This window comes from Amycolatopsis thermophila (assembly GCF_030814215.1).
In the GTDB taxonomy this organism is placed as follows: Bacteria; Actinomycetota; Actinomycetes; order Mycobacteriales; family Pseudonocardiaceae; genus Amycolatopsis_E; species Amycolatopsis_E thermophila.
Genome location: NZ_JAUSUT010000001.1, coordinates 3,728,883 through 3,742,869 on the forward strand (window position 1 = coordinate 3,728,883; position 13,987 = coordinate 3,742,869).

Genomic DNA, 13,987 nt, shown 5'->3' on the forward strand with positions numbered 1-13,987 from the left:
TCGACGAGGAGGAGCGTGTGGCCGAGCGGTTCGGTGGCTACCAGAACGAGATCTACCTGCACGGACTCGGCGGGACGAAGCCGCCGTTCACGACCGACCCGACGCGGCTGGCGGAGTCGGCCCGCGAGGTGCTGACCCCGGAGGCCTACGGCTACGTCGCCGGTGGCGCGGGCTCGGGCGCCACGATGGCGGCCAACCGCGCGGCGTTCGACCGCTGGAAGCTCGTGCCGCGCATGCTCACCGACGCCACCGCGCGCGACACCTCGGCCACCGTCCTCGGCGCCGCGCTGCCCGCGCCGGTGCTGCTCGCGCCGGTGGGGGTGCAGTCGATCGTGCACCCGGACGCCGAACTGGCGACCGCGCGGGCCGCCGCGGCGCTGGGCCTGCCGATGATCCTGTCCACCGCCTCGTCGAAGACGATCGAAGAGGTGGCCGAGGCCTCCGGCGAGGGGCCACGCTGGTTCCAGCTGTACTGGCCCGCGGATTCGGACGTCACGGCCAGCATGCTGACCCGCGCGAAGGAGGCCGGCTACACCACGCTCGTCGTCACGCTCGACACGTGGACCCTGGCCTGGCGCCCGCGTGACCTGGACGCCGCCTACCTGCCGTTCCTCACGGGCGAGGGCCTGGCCACCCCGCTGTCCGACCCGGCCTTCCGCGCGCTGCTGGACAAGGCGCCCGAGGACGACATGCCCTCGGCCATCCTGCGGTGGGTGTCGCTGTTCACCGGCACCGACCACAGCTGGGACCAGCTGCCGTTCCTGCGGGAGCACTGGGACGGCCCGATCGTGCTCAAGGGCATCCAGCACGTCGACGACGCGCGGCGCGCGGTGGACGCCGGGGTGGACGGCATCGTGGTGTCCAACCACGGCGGCCGCCAGGTCGACGGCGCGATCGCGTCGCTGGAGGCGCTGCCGCCGATCGTCGGCGCGGTCGGCGACCGCGTCGAGGTGCTGTTCGACTCCGGCGTGCGGACCGGCGCGGACATCCTCAAGGCGCTGGCCCTGGGCGCGAAGGGCGTGCTCGTCGGACGGCCCTGGGTGTACGGGCTGGGACACGCGGGCGAGGACGGCGTGCGGCACGTGCTGCGCAGCCTGCTCGCGGACCTCGACATCAGCCTCGCCCTGACCGGTCACCGCTCGATCGGCGAGCTGGGCCCGGAGTCGCTGCAGCGGTCCTGATCACACCCAGCAGCCGCGAGGCGAGCGGCTCCTGAGGCGGACGCGTGAGGAAGTCCGCGAGCGCGAACAGGTCCAGCGCGCGGGCCGCTTCCCGCCAGCCCTCCGGCCGCGGGCCGAAGCCCTCCACAACGCCGTCGGTGAACGGGGTGTCCCCGAACCGCAGGACGTTGCCGAGATCGGTGAGCGGGCTGCCGCTGTGCGCGAACTCCCAGTCCAGCACGGTGACCCGCCAGCCGTCGCCGGTGCGGGCGGCGAGCAGGTTCTTCGGGTTGAAGTCGGAGTGCACCAGGCGCGCCTCACCGTCCGGCACCAGCGGCGCCCGTTCGCGAGCCCGCACGAGGAGCCCGCGCACTTCCGCCTCGGTGAGCCGCCAGCCCGGATGCAGCCGCGCCAGGCAAGCCGCCACGAACACGGCGAGATCGCCCGGCATCCCGCCCAGCCGCAGCTCGTGGTCGAGGAACCAGCCCGGTCCCGTGAAGTGGATCTCGCCGATCCGGGCGAGGGTGCGCCCCGCCGCGACACCCAGCTCGCGGGCGTCGGCGGGACCCAGGCGGGACAGCAGCACCTCGGCGCTCACACCGGGCACGAACGTGGACACGGACGCGCCGTTCGTGACAGCGATCACCTCGGGCGCGATGCCGGGCAGCAACCGGGCGAGCGCGGCCTCCACCGCGGGCCGTCCGCCCACCTTGAGCACGAACCGGTCGCCCAGCGACCAGGCCGCGTTCCGGTATCCGCCGGACAGCTGCCGCCGGGGCAGACCGCCCAGGCCCAGCTCGTCGAGCCACTCCAGGTGCGGTGCGGGCATATTCGCAGGCTAGCCGGATCACGCGGAGCTATCCTGGAAACCGTATGTCTACGCGATCCCCCCTCGAGGACCTCCGGGCCCGGCTGCCCGGCTTGATGCTGCGCGACGAGCACCGGCTCCGCCGCCGGCTCGACGGTGCCCGCAAGGCCCGCGACCGGGACCGCGTCGCGCGGGAGATCGCCGCCGACATCGAGGCCGCCGAGGCCCGCGTCCAGCGCCGCCGGGCGCCGGAGATCCGCTACCCCGACGAGCTGCCGGTCAGCCGGCGCCGGGACGACATCGCCGCCGCGATCCGCGACCACCAGGTCGTGATCGTCGCCGGCGAGACCGGCTCGGGCAAGACCACCCAGCTGCCGAAGATCTGCCTCGAGCTGGGCCTGGGCGTGCGCGGCCAGATCGGGCACACCCAGCCGCGGCGGCTGGCGGCGCGCACGGTCGCCGAGCGCATCGCCGAGGAGCTGAAGACCGAGCTGGGCAGCACGGTCGGCTACAAGGTGCGGTTCACCGACTCCTCCGGCGACGACACGATGGTCAAGCTGATGACCGACGGCATCCTGCTCGCCGAGATCCAGGGCGACCGGATGCTGCGCCGTTACGACACGCTCATCATCGACGAGGCCCACGAGCGCAGCCTCAACATCGACTTCATCCTCGGCTACCTCAAGCAGCTGCTGCCCAGGCGGCCCGACCTGAAGGTGATCATCACCTCGGCGACCATCGACCCGGAGCGGTTCTCGAAGCACTTCGACGACGCGCCGATCGTCGAGGTGTCCGGCCGCACCTACCCGGTCGAGGTCCGCTACCGCCCGATCGTCGACCCGGACGACCCCGAGTCGGAGGACCGCGACCAGGTCACCGCCATCGCCGACGCCGTCGAGGAGCTGTGCGCCGAGGGCCCGGGCGACATCCTCGTGTTCCTCTCCGGCGAGCGGGAGATCCGCGACACCGCCGACGCGCTGAACAAGCTGGACCTCCCGGGCACCGAGGTGCTGCCGCTCTACGCGCGGCTGTCCGCGGCCGACCAGCACCGCGTGTTCAGCCGCCACGCCGGGCGCCGGATCGTGCTCGCCACCAACGTCGCCGAGACGTCGCTGACCGTGCCGGGCATCAAGTACGTCATCGACCCCGGCACGGCGCGCATCTCCCGCTACAGCCACCGCACCAAGGTGCAGCGGCTGCCGATCGAGCCGGTGTCGCAGGCCTCGGCCAACCAGCGCAAGGGCCGCTGCGGCCGCACCTCCGACGGCATCTGCATCCGGCTCTACAGCGAAGAGGACTTCCTGTCCCGGCCGGAGTTCACCGACCCGGAGATCCTGCGCACCAACCTCGCGTCGGTCATCCTGCAGATGACCTCGCTGGGGCTCGGCGACCTGTCCGCGTTCCCGTTCGTCGACCCGCCGGACCGCCGCCAGGTCACCGCCGGCGTCCAGCTGCTGCAGGAGCTCGGCGCGCTGGCGGAGTCCACGAAGGAGCGGCGGCTCACCGAGATCGGCCGTCAGCTCGCGCAGCTGCCCGTCGACCCGCGTCTGGGCCGGATGGTGCTGGAAGGCGCGCGCACCGGGTGCGTGCGCGAGGTGATGATCATCGCCGCCGCACTGTCCATCCAGGACCCGCGCGAGCGCCCGGCGGACAAGCAGGAGGCCGCGGCCCAGCAGCACGCCCGCTTCGCCGACAAGTCGTCGGACTTCCTGGCCTACCTGAACCTGTGGGAGTACCTGCGGGAACTGCAGAAGACGCTGTCGAACAACCAGTTCCGCAAGCGCTGCAAGGCCGAGTTCCTCAACTACCTGCGGGTGCGGGAGTGGCAGGACATCTACAGCCAGCTGCGCCAGCTCGCCAAACCGCTGGGCGTGACGCTCAACTCCGAGCCGGCCGACCCGCAGCGCGTGCACACCGCGCTGATCGCCGGGCTGCTGTCGCACATCGGGCTCAAGGACCCGGAGAAGGGCGACTACCTGGGCGCCCGCGGCACCCGGTTCTCGATCTTCCCCGGGTCGTCGCTGTTCCGGAAGCAGCCGCGCTGGGTCATGTCCGCCGAGCTGGTGGAGACCTCGCGGCTGTGGGGCCGGGTCAACGCGCGCATCGAGCCGGAGTGGATCGAGCCGCTCGCCGGGCACGTCGTCAAACGCACCTACTCGGAACCGCACTGGGAGCGCAAGCGCGGCGCGGTGATGGCGTCCGAGCGGGTGACGCTCTACGGGGTGCCGCTGGTGGCCGGGCGCAAGGTCAACTACGGGCGCATCGACCCCGCGCTGTCGCGGGAGCTGTTCATCCGCCGCGCGCTCGTGGACGGCGACTGGGACACCAACCACCGGTTCTTCACGGAGAACCGGGCCCTGCTCGACGAGGTCGAGGACCTGGAGAACCGGGCGCGCCGCCGCGACCTGCTGGTCGACGACGAGACGCTGTTCGAGTTCTACGACCAGCGCGTCGGCGACGAGGTCGTCTCCGCGCGGCACTTCGACAGCTGGTGGAAGAAGGTCCGCGGTGAGCAGCCGGACCTGCTCAACTTCGAAAAGGCCATGCTGCTCAACGAGGCCGCCGGGCAGGTGTCCGAACAGGACTACCCGGACAGCTGGACGCAGGGCTCGCTGCGGTTCCCGTTGACCTACCAGTTCGAGCCGGGCGCCGACGCCGACGGCGTCACCGTGCACATCCCGGTCGCGGTGCTCAACCAGGTGACGCCGGACGGGTTCGACTGGCAGGTGCCCGGTCTGCGCGAGGAGCTGGTGACCGCGCTGATCAAGTCGCTGCCCAAGCAGCTGCGGCGCAACTTCGTGCCGGCGCCGGACACCGCTGGGCAGGTGCTGTCCCGGGTCGGCCCGGCCGACGGTCCGCTGCTCGACGTGCTGGCCCGCGAGCTGGAGGCGTTGCGCGGGGTGGCCGTGCCGTTCGACGCGTGGCAACTGGACGCGGTGCCCGACCACCTGCGGATGACGTTCCGGGTCGTCAACGACCGGGGCCGGAAGATCGCCGAGGGCAAGGACCTCGCGGTGCTGAAGGACGAGCTCAGCGGCGAGGTGCGGGCGACGATCTCCGCCGCCGCGGACAGCATCGAGCGCGAAGGCCTGACCACGCCCGCGTTCGGGGAGCTGCCGCGGGTGTTCGCCGGGAAGCGGCGCGGGCACCAGGTCAAGGCGTACCCCGCGCTGGTCGACGAGGGCGAGACGGTCGCCGTGCGGATGCTCGACACGCCGGTGCAGCAGCGGCAGCGGATGTGGCAGGGCACGCGCAAGCTGCTGCGGCTGAACCTGCCGTCGCCGATGAAGTTCATCAACCGCAGCCTGACCAACCAGGCGAAGCTCGCGCTCAGCCGCAACCCGCACGGCAGCGTGGCGGCGCTGCTGGAGGACTGCGTGGACTGCGCGGTCGACAAGCTGATGGCCGCCGCGGGCGGACCGGCCTGGGACGAGACCGGGTTCGCGGCGCTGCTGGACAAGGTGCGGGGCGAGCTGAACCCGACGGTGCTCGACGTGCTGTCCGAGGTCGAGAAGATCCTGACGGTGGCCAACGAGGTCGAGGCGGCGCTCGAGGGTGCCCGCGGTCCGGCGGAGTCGCTGGCCGACATGCGCCAGCAGCTGTCGCGCCTGGTGTACCCCGGTTTCGTGAGCGGCACGGGCTTCGACCGGTTGCCGCACGTGGCCCGCTACCTGCGGGGGATCGGCCGGCGGCTGGAGAAGCTGCCGTCGATGGGCGCCAAGGACGTCGAGTTGCTGCGCGACGTCGAGTGGGTGACGGGCGAGTACGAGGCGGCCGTCGCGGCGCTCCCGCCGGGTGTCGAGCCGGGGCCGGAGCTGCTGGACGTGCGCTGGATGATCGAGGAGCTGCGGGTGAGCTTCTTCGCCCAGACGCTCGGCACGGCGCACCCGGTGTCGTTGAAGCGGGTCATCCGGGCGCTGGACAAGGCCGCCGCGTAGGTCGCCGGAACTGTCGGTGCCGCGGCGCACAATGGGACCGTGCAGGTGATCGTCGCCCGGGAGGATGAGGGTGTCTTCGTGGTGCTCGATTCCTCCGGGCGGCGTGCGCTGCCGGAGGCGGGCTTCGTCGAGTACCTGACCAGGGTCGAACGGGCGGACGCGCCGCGGTGGGTGTTCCCGTCCGTCGACCGGCTGTACCCGGTGCTGCTGCGTGCCGGGCTGCGCATCAGCCGGTGCCACGACCTGTCGCTGACCGAGGGGCTGTTGCTCGCGGCCGAGGGGAGGGCCGGTCAGCCGAAGGCGCTGCCCGCGGCCTGGGCGCGCCTCCACGGTCTGGAACCGCCGCCGGACGAGCCGTCGGCGGCCGATGCCCAGCCGGCGCTGTTCGAGACGCGCGGGTCCGGCCTGCCGGCCGGGGTGGGCGTCGCCGAGGCGGCGCGGGAGGTCCTCGCGGACCAGGACCGGCGGATGAAGCGCGTCGAGCACCCGGAGCGGTTCCGGTTGCTGGCCGCCGCCGAGTCGGCGAGCGCGCTCGTCGCGGCCGAGATGCGGGCCGACGGGTTGCCGTGGCGGGCGGACGTGCACGACGCGTTGCTGACGGAGCTGCTCGGGCCGCGGGTGCCGGCCGGTCAGCGGCCGAAGAAGCTCGTGGAGCTGGCGGCGCGGATCAGCGAGGCGTTCGGGGGCAAGGCGGTGAACCCGGACAGCCCGCAGACGATCGTGCGCGCGTTCGGGCGGGAGGGGATTTCGATCCCGTCGGCGCGGGCGCACGTGCTGCGGAAGGTCGATCACCCGGCGGTTCCGCTGCTCATCGAGTACCGGGAACTGGCGCGCCTGCACTCGGCGAACGGGTGGGCGTGGCTGGACGAGTGGGTCGCCGAGGGGCGGTTCCGGCCGGCGTGGGTGGTGGGCGGTGTGGTGTCCGGGCGGTGGGCGAGTTCGGGCGGCGGGGCGTTGCAGATCCCGAAGACGTTGCGGGTGTGCGTGCGGGCCGATCCGGGGTGGAAGCTGGTCGTGGCCGACGCCGCCCAGTTGGAGCCGCGGGTGCTGGCGGCGTTGTCCGGGGACCGCCGGCTGGCGGAGGCTTCGGCGTCGACGGACCTGTACGCGCGGCTGTCGGAGGCGATGTTCGCGGGGACGATGAGCGCCGAGGAGGGCCGGCCGCGGGCGAAGATCGCGATGTTGTCCGCGATGTACGGCGGCACGGCGGGGGAGGCCGCGTCCCTGCTCGCCCTGCTGCGCCAACGCTTTCCGGACGCCGTGTCCTATGTGGAGCATGCGGCGCAGGCGGGCGAACGCGGTGAGCGGGTGCGCTCCCGGCTCGGCCGGGTGTCGCCCGCGCCGTCGGAAGCGTGGCGAGCCCTGACCGGCGGCGCGAACGACGACTCGGCGACGGAGAGCCGAGCCCGCCAGGCGGCCCGCAACTGGGGCCGGTTCACGCGGAACTTCGTCGTCCAGGCCAGCGCGGCCGACTTCACGGCCGTGCTGCTCGCCACCCTGCGCCGGAAGCTGCCCGAGCCCGCGCAGCTGGTCTTCTTCCAGCACGACGAGGTGATCGTGCACACGCCCGGGCAGCTGGCCGCGCAGGTGGAGGCCGCCATCGCGGAGTCGGTGGCGGAGTCCACGGCGCTCACCTTCGGCCCAGCGTGCCCCGTCCACTTCCCCATGCCCGCGGCGACAGTGACCACGTACGCCGACGCCAAGTGATGACGGCGCGGCTGTGAAGATCAAGGGCTGTCCTCGCCGGACGGCCTCAGGCGGCGGGAGGACCACCCAGCATCTTCTTGATGGCAGCGGCGTGTCCGCTGAGGCGCGGCGCTGGCGCGTCGCGCCCGTGACCCACCTGCGCCCCCGCCCGACCATCCGCGCCCACCCGCCAGCCACCCGTCCCCCATCACCGGGTGCCCCTGCCGAGCCGCCGCTGTCCCGCGTGGAACCCCGCTTAGCCGTCCCCGACCCATTACCCGAGCCACCGCGCCCCAGCATCCAGCCACCCCTGGCCCGCGACCCCACCCGCGCCCATCACCCAGCCTCACCGTTGCGGGGCCTGGCCGGTCACCCCGCCCGGGCCGATCGTCGGGGCTCGCCGTTGCGGCGCCTGGCCCGCCACCCGCGCGCGTCCATCACCCCGGCTCACCGTCCCGGCGCCTGGCCCGTCGCGCGCGCCCGCGCCCATCACCCAGGCTCACCGTTCCGGCGCCTGGCCCGTCGCGCGCGCCCGCGCTCGTCGCCCAGTTTCACCGTCGCGGTGCCTGGCCCGTCACCTCGCGCGCGCCGATCACCCAGGCTCACCGTCCCGGCGCCCGGCCTGTCACCCCCACTCGAGCCCATGCTCACCGTCCCGGCGCCCGGCCTGTCACCCCCACTCGAGCCCATCACCCAGCCCCACCATCCCGGCGCCTGGCCTGGTCACCCGCGCCCGCGTCCATCACCCAGGCTCACCGTCCCGGCACCCGGCCTGTCACCCCACCCGAGCCCATCACCCAGCCCCACCATCCCGGCGCCTGGCCTGGTCACCCGCGCCCGCCACCAGCTGCCGACCACCATCCAGCCACGGCGCCCACCACCCGGTCACCCGGCCCCACCGGCCGCCGCATCAGCCGAGCCCCACCAGCCGCACCCGCTCGAGCCCGCCGCTGGCGCACTACCTCGCTGGTCGGCTACTGTCCAGTAACAACACATACTGCCAGTACGGCCGGCCCAATGGAGGTGCTGTCCATGCGTATGCCGCCCCACCTGTCCGAGCTTCCCGGCAAGCTGGCGGAGACCGCCCGCGGCCTGGAGGTCATGTGGCGCGCCGGGCTGGTCCCGTTCCCGCGCCTCGACGAGGGGCTGCGCAGTGTGCTGGCCACGCGCAGGGTCGGCCCGTTCGCCGCCGCGGCGCAGACCTCCGCGCGGCGTGATCCGGACGCGATCGGCATCGTCGACGAGCTCGGGCCGCTCACGTTCCGGGAGCTGGACCTCCGTTCGAACGCCCTCGCGCGCGCCTGGCGCGACCGCGGCGTCGAACCGGGAACCGTGATCGCTGCCCTGTGCCGCGACCACCGGGGTCTCGTGACGGTCATGATCGCCGCGGGCAAGGTCGGCGCGCGCCTGCTCCTGATGAACACCGGATTCGCGAAACCGCAGCTCACCGACGTCGCCGCGCGCGAGAAGGTCCAGGCGCTCGTCTACGACGAGGAGTTCACCGGCCTGCTCTCCGGCATCCCGGACACCGTCGATCGCTACCTGGCCTGGGTGGACCACCCCGACCCCGACCACGGGATCCCCGTCCTCGACGAGCTCATCGCCAGCACCGACGACCGCCCCCTGCCGGCCCCACCGCGGCGCGGCGGGTTCGTCCTGCTCACCAGCGGCACCACCGGCACCCCGAAGGGCGCCCCGCGCGAGCGGACCTCCGTGCTGGCCACCGTCCAGTTCCTCGACCGCATCCCGTTGCGCGCGGGTGAAGCCACATTCCTCGGCGCGCCGATCTTCCACGGCACCGGCATCTCGCAGTTCATCCTGTCGTTCGCGCTCGGCTGCAAGGTCGTGCTGCGGCGCCGGTTCGACCCCGAGGCCACGCTGAAGGGTGTCGCCGAGCACCGGTGCACCGCGCTGGTCCTCGTGCCGACCATGCTGCAGCGCATCGTCGACCTCGGGCCCGAGGTGCTGGCCAAGTACGACACGTCGTCGCTGCGGATCATCTTCGTCGCGGGCTCGGCCCTGTCACCCGACCTGGGCAACCGGGCCACCAAGGCGTTCGGCGACGTCATCTACAACCTCTACGGCTCCACCGAGGTCGCCGTGGCCACCGTCGCCACCCCGGAGGACTGGCGCAAGGCCCCCGGCACCGTGGGCCGCCCGCCGGTGACCTGCAGGGTCCACCTGTACGACGAGCAGGGCAACCGCATCACCGAGCCGCACGTGACCGGGCGCGTGTTCGTCGGCAGCGGCCTGTCCTTCGAGGGCTACACCGACGGCAGGCACAAGGAGGTCATCGACGGCCTGCTCTCCACCGGCGACGTCGGTCACTTCGACGAGGACGGTCTGCTGTTCATCGACGGCCGCGACGACGAGATGATCGTCTCCGGCGGTGAGAACGTCTTCCCGGTCGAGGTGGAGAACCTGCTGGTCGAACACCCGGACGTGCTGGAGGCCGCGGTCATCGGCGTGCCGGACGACGACTTCGGCCAGCGCCTCAAGGCCATCGTCGTGACCACGAAGGACTCCAAGCTCGACGCCGACGCGGTCCGCCAGTACGTCAAGGGCAACCTCGCGCGCTACAAGGTCCCGCGCGACGTCGAGTTCGTCCCGGAGCTTCCCCGCAACGCGACCGGGAAGGTGCTGCGCAACAAGCTGAGCTGACGGTCCACGGCGGAGGAGAACCGCCCGGTCGGCGCGCTGGCATGGTCGTCCTGGCCGCTCTCACCTGATCGGGGACCGCAAATCTACCGAGACGAGCCGTTCGGCGACGCGATCTGGCCGGTGGGCGCTCAAACCCCGCGATGCCGTGACGGTGCCGAGCCGGATAGGCACTATGAGTGAGGACGCGGCATGCCGCGACATGCAGCGCGGCCCCCTGCTGCCACAGGGAGCCGCGTGGTTGTTGAGCATCCGGAGAGGGAGGCAACAACGTGACCACCGTACAGCCGCCGCGGGACACGTCGCAGGAACGGCACAGAATCGTGCTCGACGAACAGTTCTACGCCGCCCTCGACCCGGCCGCCGCGGACCCCCAACCGGCCCGTCGCCGCGGTGCGGGGCGGTGGCGTTTCCTGAACCGGTCCGCGGAGAGCTGGGTGCGGGTGTGGCACGTCGTGCTGCTGGGGATGACGGCGGTGTCGGCGCTGGCGATGATCACGTTCGCCCTGATGAAGGCGATCCCGTCGACGGCGCTGTGCATGCTCGCGCTCGTCGCCGTGAAGATCGCCGACCACTGGAACTCCCGACGGGTGAGCGTCCAGTCGCGCGCGTCCGCCCGGCGAGCCCGCTGACCGACGCCGGTCACTCCCAGGAGATGCCGAACACCCCGGGCCCGTAGTCCAGCGCCACCGCGTGCACCCCGCCCGCGGTGTCGAGGTGCAGTTCGCGACGCTCCTCGCTCTCGGCGTTGCCCCGGCGCGCGTACTGCCAGCACCCGCGCAGCGCGTCGGCCTCGTCGAAGCGGATCTCCAGCAGGTACTCGCGGATGGGGCGGCGGAACTCGCGGTAGTAGGTGTTCTCGCAGTCCGGGTAGGGCGGCCCGCTGTTGGTCAGCGTGTACTCGATCAGGCACGTCTCGCCGCGGTTGATCGGGCGGTCGAACAGCAGCTCGGCGACGGTCAGGCCGTGCTCGGGGTCGATCTCGACCCGACCGCTCCGGCAGTTGCGCAGCTCGTGCAGCGTCGGGGCGGGGGCGCCACCGTGGTCGTAGACCAGGATCCACCGGTCCTGCTGGTCGGCCGTCGCCTGGAACACCGACCGCGTGGTCAGCGACCGCTGGCGTCCGCCGGCCGCGATCTCGCACCGGTCGTGCAGGTTCAGCAGGTTCAGGCGGTGCTGCTGCTCGAGCGCGTGCGGCGCGCCGACCCGCTCCAGCAGCAGGCGTAGCGCCTCCATCGGGAACTGCACGACCCCGTCGGCCTGTCGCCGGGACGGCAGCCCGCGTGGCCGGGGCGGCGGGAGCAGCGACAACAGCTCGCCGCGCTGCAGGCCGAGGACGTCTTCGAGGACGCGGACGGCCGAGATCGAACTCTGCCGCTCCGGCTGCCGCTTCCCGGACTGCCAGTAGCTCAGGGCGGTGACGCTGATCGGCACCCCGCCGGCCTGCAGGCGCGCCTGGATGCGGTCGAGGCTCAGCCCGCTACGGGCGATCGCGGAGCGGAGGGTCTTGGCGAACGGGCTCGGCACCGCGCGCTCGGACGTGGACACCTGCTACCACCTGGAAATCGACTTCGCCACCGCCGATGGTAGCAGTCAGTGACCTCTACCCGTAGGAGAATGGCGATCAAGGTGTCACCCTTTCAGGTGGATCTTCCATAACTCGTCCAGGCGAGTACTGGTAACTGTGGATCGTGGTCCTCCTCGCGGGGCACGAACCTTGACTTGACCTGGGGATTTGTGGGTACAGGGTCGTGAGCGTGTGGGCGGGCCGCGAGGCTGTATGGATATCGGGCTGCCGGGTCGAGCGCTGCCAAGATCACCCGATCGGGTGTGGACTACGTCGCGCTCTCGGCTCACCGAGGAGACCGAGATCGACCGGAGCCTCTCTTGGTCTCAAACCGCCCAAGCTCGATACGCAGATCGCAGATACCTTCACCGATGATCGGTGTACGGCCGCGTTTGAAGCATGTCAGGGTTACATTGCGGACCCGCGGGACGAAGTTGTCGAGATGATGGTGCGGACCCGGAACTGGATGGCCACGAATTTTGACGAATCTCAATCTTCGCACCGAGACTGCCGTGATTTCCGGCCGAAGAACCGCGCCGAGTGCCCTAACGGCGTGAACCGCGCGATTTTTCCGGCGCGACCTGGTGGGCCCAGTTGGCTAACACCGACGGGTTCGCCGCATCGGAGTAGCTGTTGGCGCCGCATGACGAGTGGGTTGCGCGCTTCCGCCTCACGCCGGGGCCAGGCGTGCTCGGCCGAGGGGCGAGGACACTGCCACTTCGTGCCGACGGTATGTGCGGAATCTGCTATCGTGCGTGCCGTAAGACTCAGCGCACCGGGGGGAGCGGTCGAACCATGACAGACTGGACCGGTGCGGGTCTGGCCAGCGCCTTGGGCGATCGGGAACAGATCAAAGCGATGGGAGACCAAGCGCGGCGATTACTGGCCGACGCCAAGTCCCGCGGCTGGGCAGTGGATGAAGAGACTGGGACGCATCTTCGCAACGCGATCACGCAAGCCGAGGACCGACTCTCGCGAATTTCGCTCAACATCGAGCGATTGCGCCGCAAACCCAAGTTTGGGAATGACGACTATGCTCAACGGGCCGCGGCGCATTTTCAGGCAGCTATGGACTCCGATGATCGGTCACTAATTCCGGTCTATCAGACGGTTTTGGAAAACCTGAAGCCCGTCAGAGAAGCGCTCGACATCGCTATGAGTAAGTATGACGCGTCGAATGATTCGGCGACGCAGTACCTTGGCAAACCCAAAGAGGACTGAGTGTTGCAAATCAGTACGCGAGGCGGCTTTGTGGTAACTTCGTCCGCAATTCTCGCCGCGGTAGTGGTCGGATGCACGTCCACGGTGCAAGGCACACCTTCACCCGCGACAAGCGGGACACCGACGTCGGCGAGCGCCGTTGATCCGTTTGTCGGTTTGGTCGCGTGTCAGGTGCTCGACCAACTCAATGCCGGACAAGGTTTCAACCCCGGTGACAATATCAGCCATCGCAACGAGTGCACGGCAACGAAACCTGGTATCGGTAGTAATGGACTGGCACTCGATCCTGTGCAAGGGCTGGCCGAATTCCGCGAAACCGATCCGGGTGCGACTGAAACGACCGTCAACGGCCGGAAGGCGTTGGAGGTGCAGAACGCCCTCGGATGCACCGTCGCATTCGAGGTGAAAGAGCACGCCCGTGTCCTCGCTCAGATGGCAATGTCCCAGCCCGAGAACAATTCGCAGGCATGTCCGCTGGCGCGAAACCTGGCGGACCGGGTGGAGGCGTTGCTACCGAGGATACGGTGATTGATCTCCGGGCAATGGGGGCCCGGTGCGCCTCGTATGGCCGGAGGGGTACTCCAGGCTCCGGGGAGACCTCACGGTCGGTCGAATCCGCCTTCCTTTCCCGCTGCCGTTCGCCGGTGACCCCACGTGTTTCCGCATCAAAAGCTCTCTACGAGCACATCAAGAAGTTGTGCGAATGGTCCGGCCTGGGGTGATTACAGCAGGTGCATCCGGAGCGGCTGTAACTCTCATGTGGGTGAAACGCGCAGTGTCGGATCATCTTCCGGAAGTAGAGGATGCCTGCTGGTAAGCCGTTGCGCCCGGTGATCTCACCTTCCCCGTTGCCGCTGGTCAGAGTGCTGTGAGGCAAGTCGCCGGCTGGTTGGTAACTGTGAATCGTTGCCCCCGCTCTGGCCGCGGGATTACCTGTGTTCGAACCACC

At 70.8% G+C, this 13,987-nt stretch carries 9 protein-coding genes; 7 read left to right on the forward strand and 2 right to left on the reverse strand.

The window, feature by feature from the left end; translation table 11 throughout:
- Nucleotides 1-17 precede the first annotated feature (17 nt).
- Nucleotides 18-1,181: a lactate 2-monooxygenase gene (locus FB470_RS18355; RefSeq protein WP_306993144.1), complete on the forward strand. Its 1,164-nt coding sequence runs from the start codon at nt 18-20 to the stop codon at nt 1,179-1,181.
- Here the strand turns inward: FB470_RS18355 and FB470_RS18360 are convergent.
- Nucleotides 1,114-1,989, reverse strand: a complete 876-nt coding sequence (locus FB470_RS18360; RefSeq protein WP_306993145.1) for a phosphotransferase family protein — start codon at nt 1,987-1,989, stop codon at nt 1,114-1,116. The two genes, FB470_RS18355 and FB470_RS18360, sit on opposite strands and share 68 nt — an antisense overlap.
- 44 nt (nt 1,990-2,033) lie before the next feature.
- Between FB470_RS18360 and hrpA the strand changes: the two genes are divergently transcribed.
- From hrpA to FB470_RS18380, 4 genes are all read left to right on the forward strand, one after another.
- Nucleotides 2,034-5,906 (forward strand): ATP-dependent RNA helicase HrpA, encoded by a 3,873-nt coding sequence (gene hrpA, locus FB470_RS18365; RefSeq protein WP_306993147.1) that lies wholly within the window; start codon nt 2,034-2,036, stop codon nt 5,904-5,906.
- 39 nt (nt 5,907-5,945) lie between these two features.
- Nucleotides 5,946-7,613, forward strand: a complete 1,668-nt coding sequence (locus FB470_RS18370; protein WP_306993148.1) for a bifunctional 3'-5' exonuclease/DNA polymerase — start codon at nt 5,946-5,948, stop codon at nt 7,611-7,613.
- Between the two features lie 1,011 nt (nt 7,614-8,624).
- Entirely contained in the window at nt 8,625-10,253 is a 1,629-nt protein-coding gene (locus FB470_RS18375) for an acyl-CoA synthetase (RefSeq protein ID WP_306993150.1), read from the forward strand.
- A 269-nt stretch (nt 10,254-10,522) separates the two neighbouring features.
- Nucleotides 10,523-10,882 carry a hypothetical protein gene (locus FB470_RS18380; protein ID WP_306993152.1) on the forward strand — a complete coding sequence of 120 codons (360 nt, stop codon included), beginning with the start codon at nt 10,523-10,525 and terminating at the stop codon, nt 10,880-10,882.
- Nucleotides 10,883-10,892: 10 nt separating this feature from the next.
- Here FB470_RS18380 and FB470_RS18385 read toward each other — a convergent pair whose 3' ends face one another.
- Entirely contained in the window at nt 10,893-11,798 is a 906-nt protein-coding gene (locus FB470_RS18385) for a hypothetical protein (RefSeq protein ID WP_306993153.1), read from the reverse strand.
- Nucleotides 11,799-12,612: 814 nt separating this feature from the next.
- On the opposite strand from FB470_RS18385, the gene FB470_RS18390 reads away from it, so the two are divergent.
- Nucleotides 12,613-13,038 carry a hypothetical protein gene (locus FB470_RS18390; RefSeq protein WP_306993155.1) on the forward strand — a complete coding sequence of 142 codons (426 nt, stop codon included), beginning with the start codon at nt 12,613-12,615 and terminating at the stop codon, nt 13,036-13,038.
- The gene (locus tag FB470_RS18395) at nt 13,039-13,566 is read left to right on the forward strand and encodes a DUF3558 domain-containing protein (RefSeq protein ID WP_306993156.1); all 528 of its coding nucleotides are present in this window, start codon (nt 13,039-13,041) and stop codon (nt 13,564-13,566) included.
- Nucleotides 13,567-13,987: the final 421 nt, after the last annotated feature.

Excerpts from the sequence above, each read along its gene's own strand:
- hrpA (WP_306993147.1), top strand. The coding sequence starts at position 2,034 with ATGTCTACGCGATCCCCCCTCGAGGACCTCCGGGCCCGGCTGCCCGGC.
- FB470_RS18360 (WP_306993145.1), bottom strand. The coding sequence starts at position 1,989 with ATGCCCGCACCGCACCTGGAGTGGCTCGACGAGCTGGGCCTGGGCGGT.
- FB470_RS18375 (WP_306993150.1), top strand. The coding sequence starts at position 8,625 with ATGCGTATGCCGCCCCACCTGTCCGAGCTTCCCGGCAAGCTGGCGGAG.
- FB470_RS18390 (WP_306993155.1), top strand. The coding sequence starts at position 12,613 with ATGACAGACTGGACCGGTGCGGGTCTGGCCAGCGCCTTGGGCGATCGG.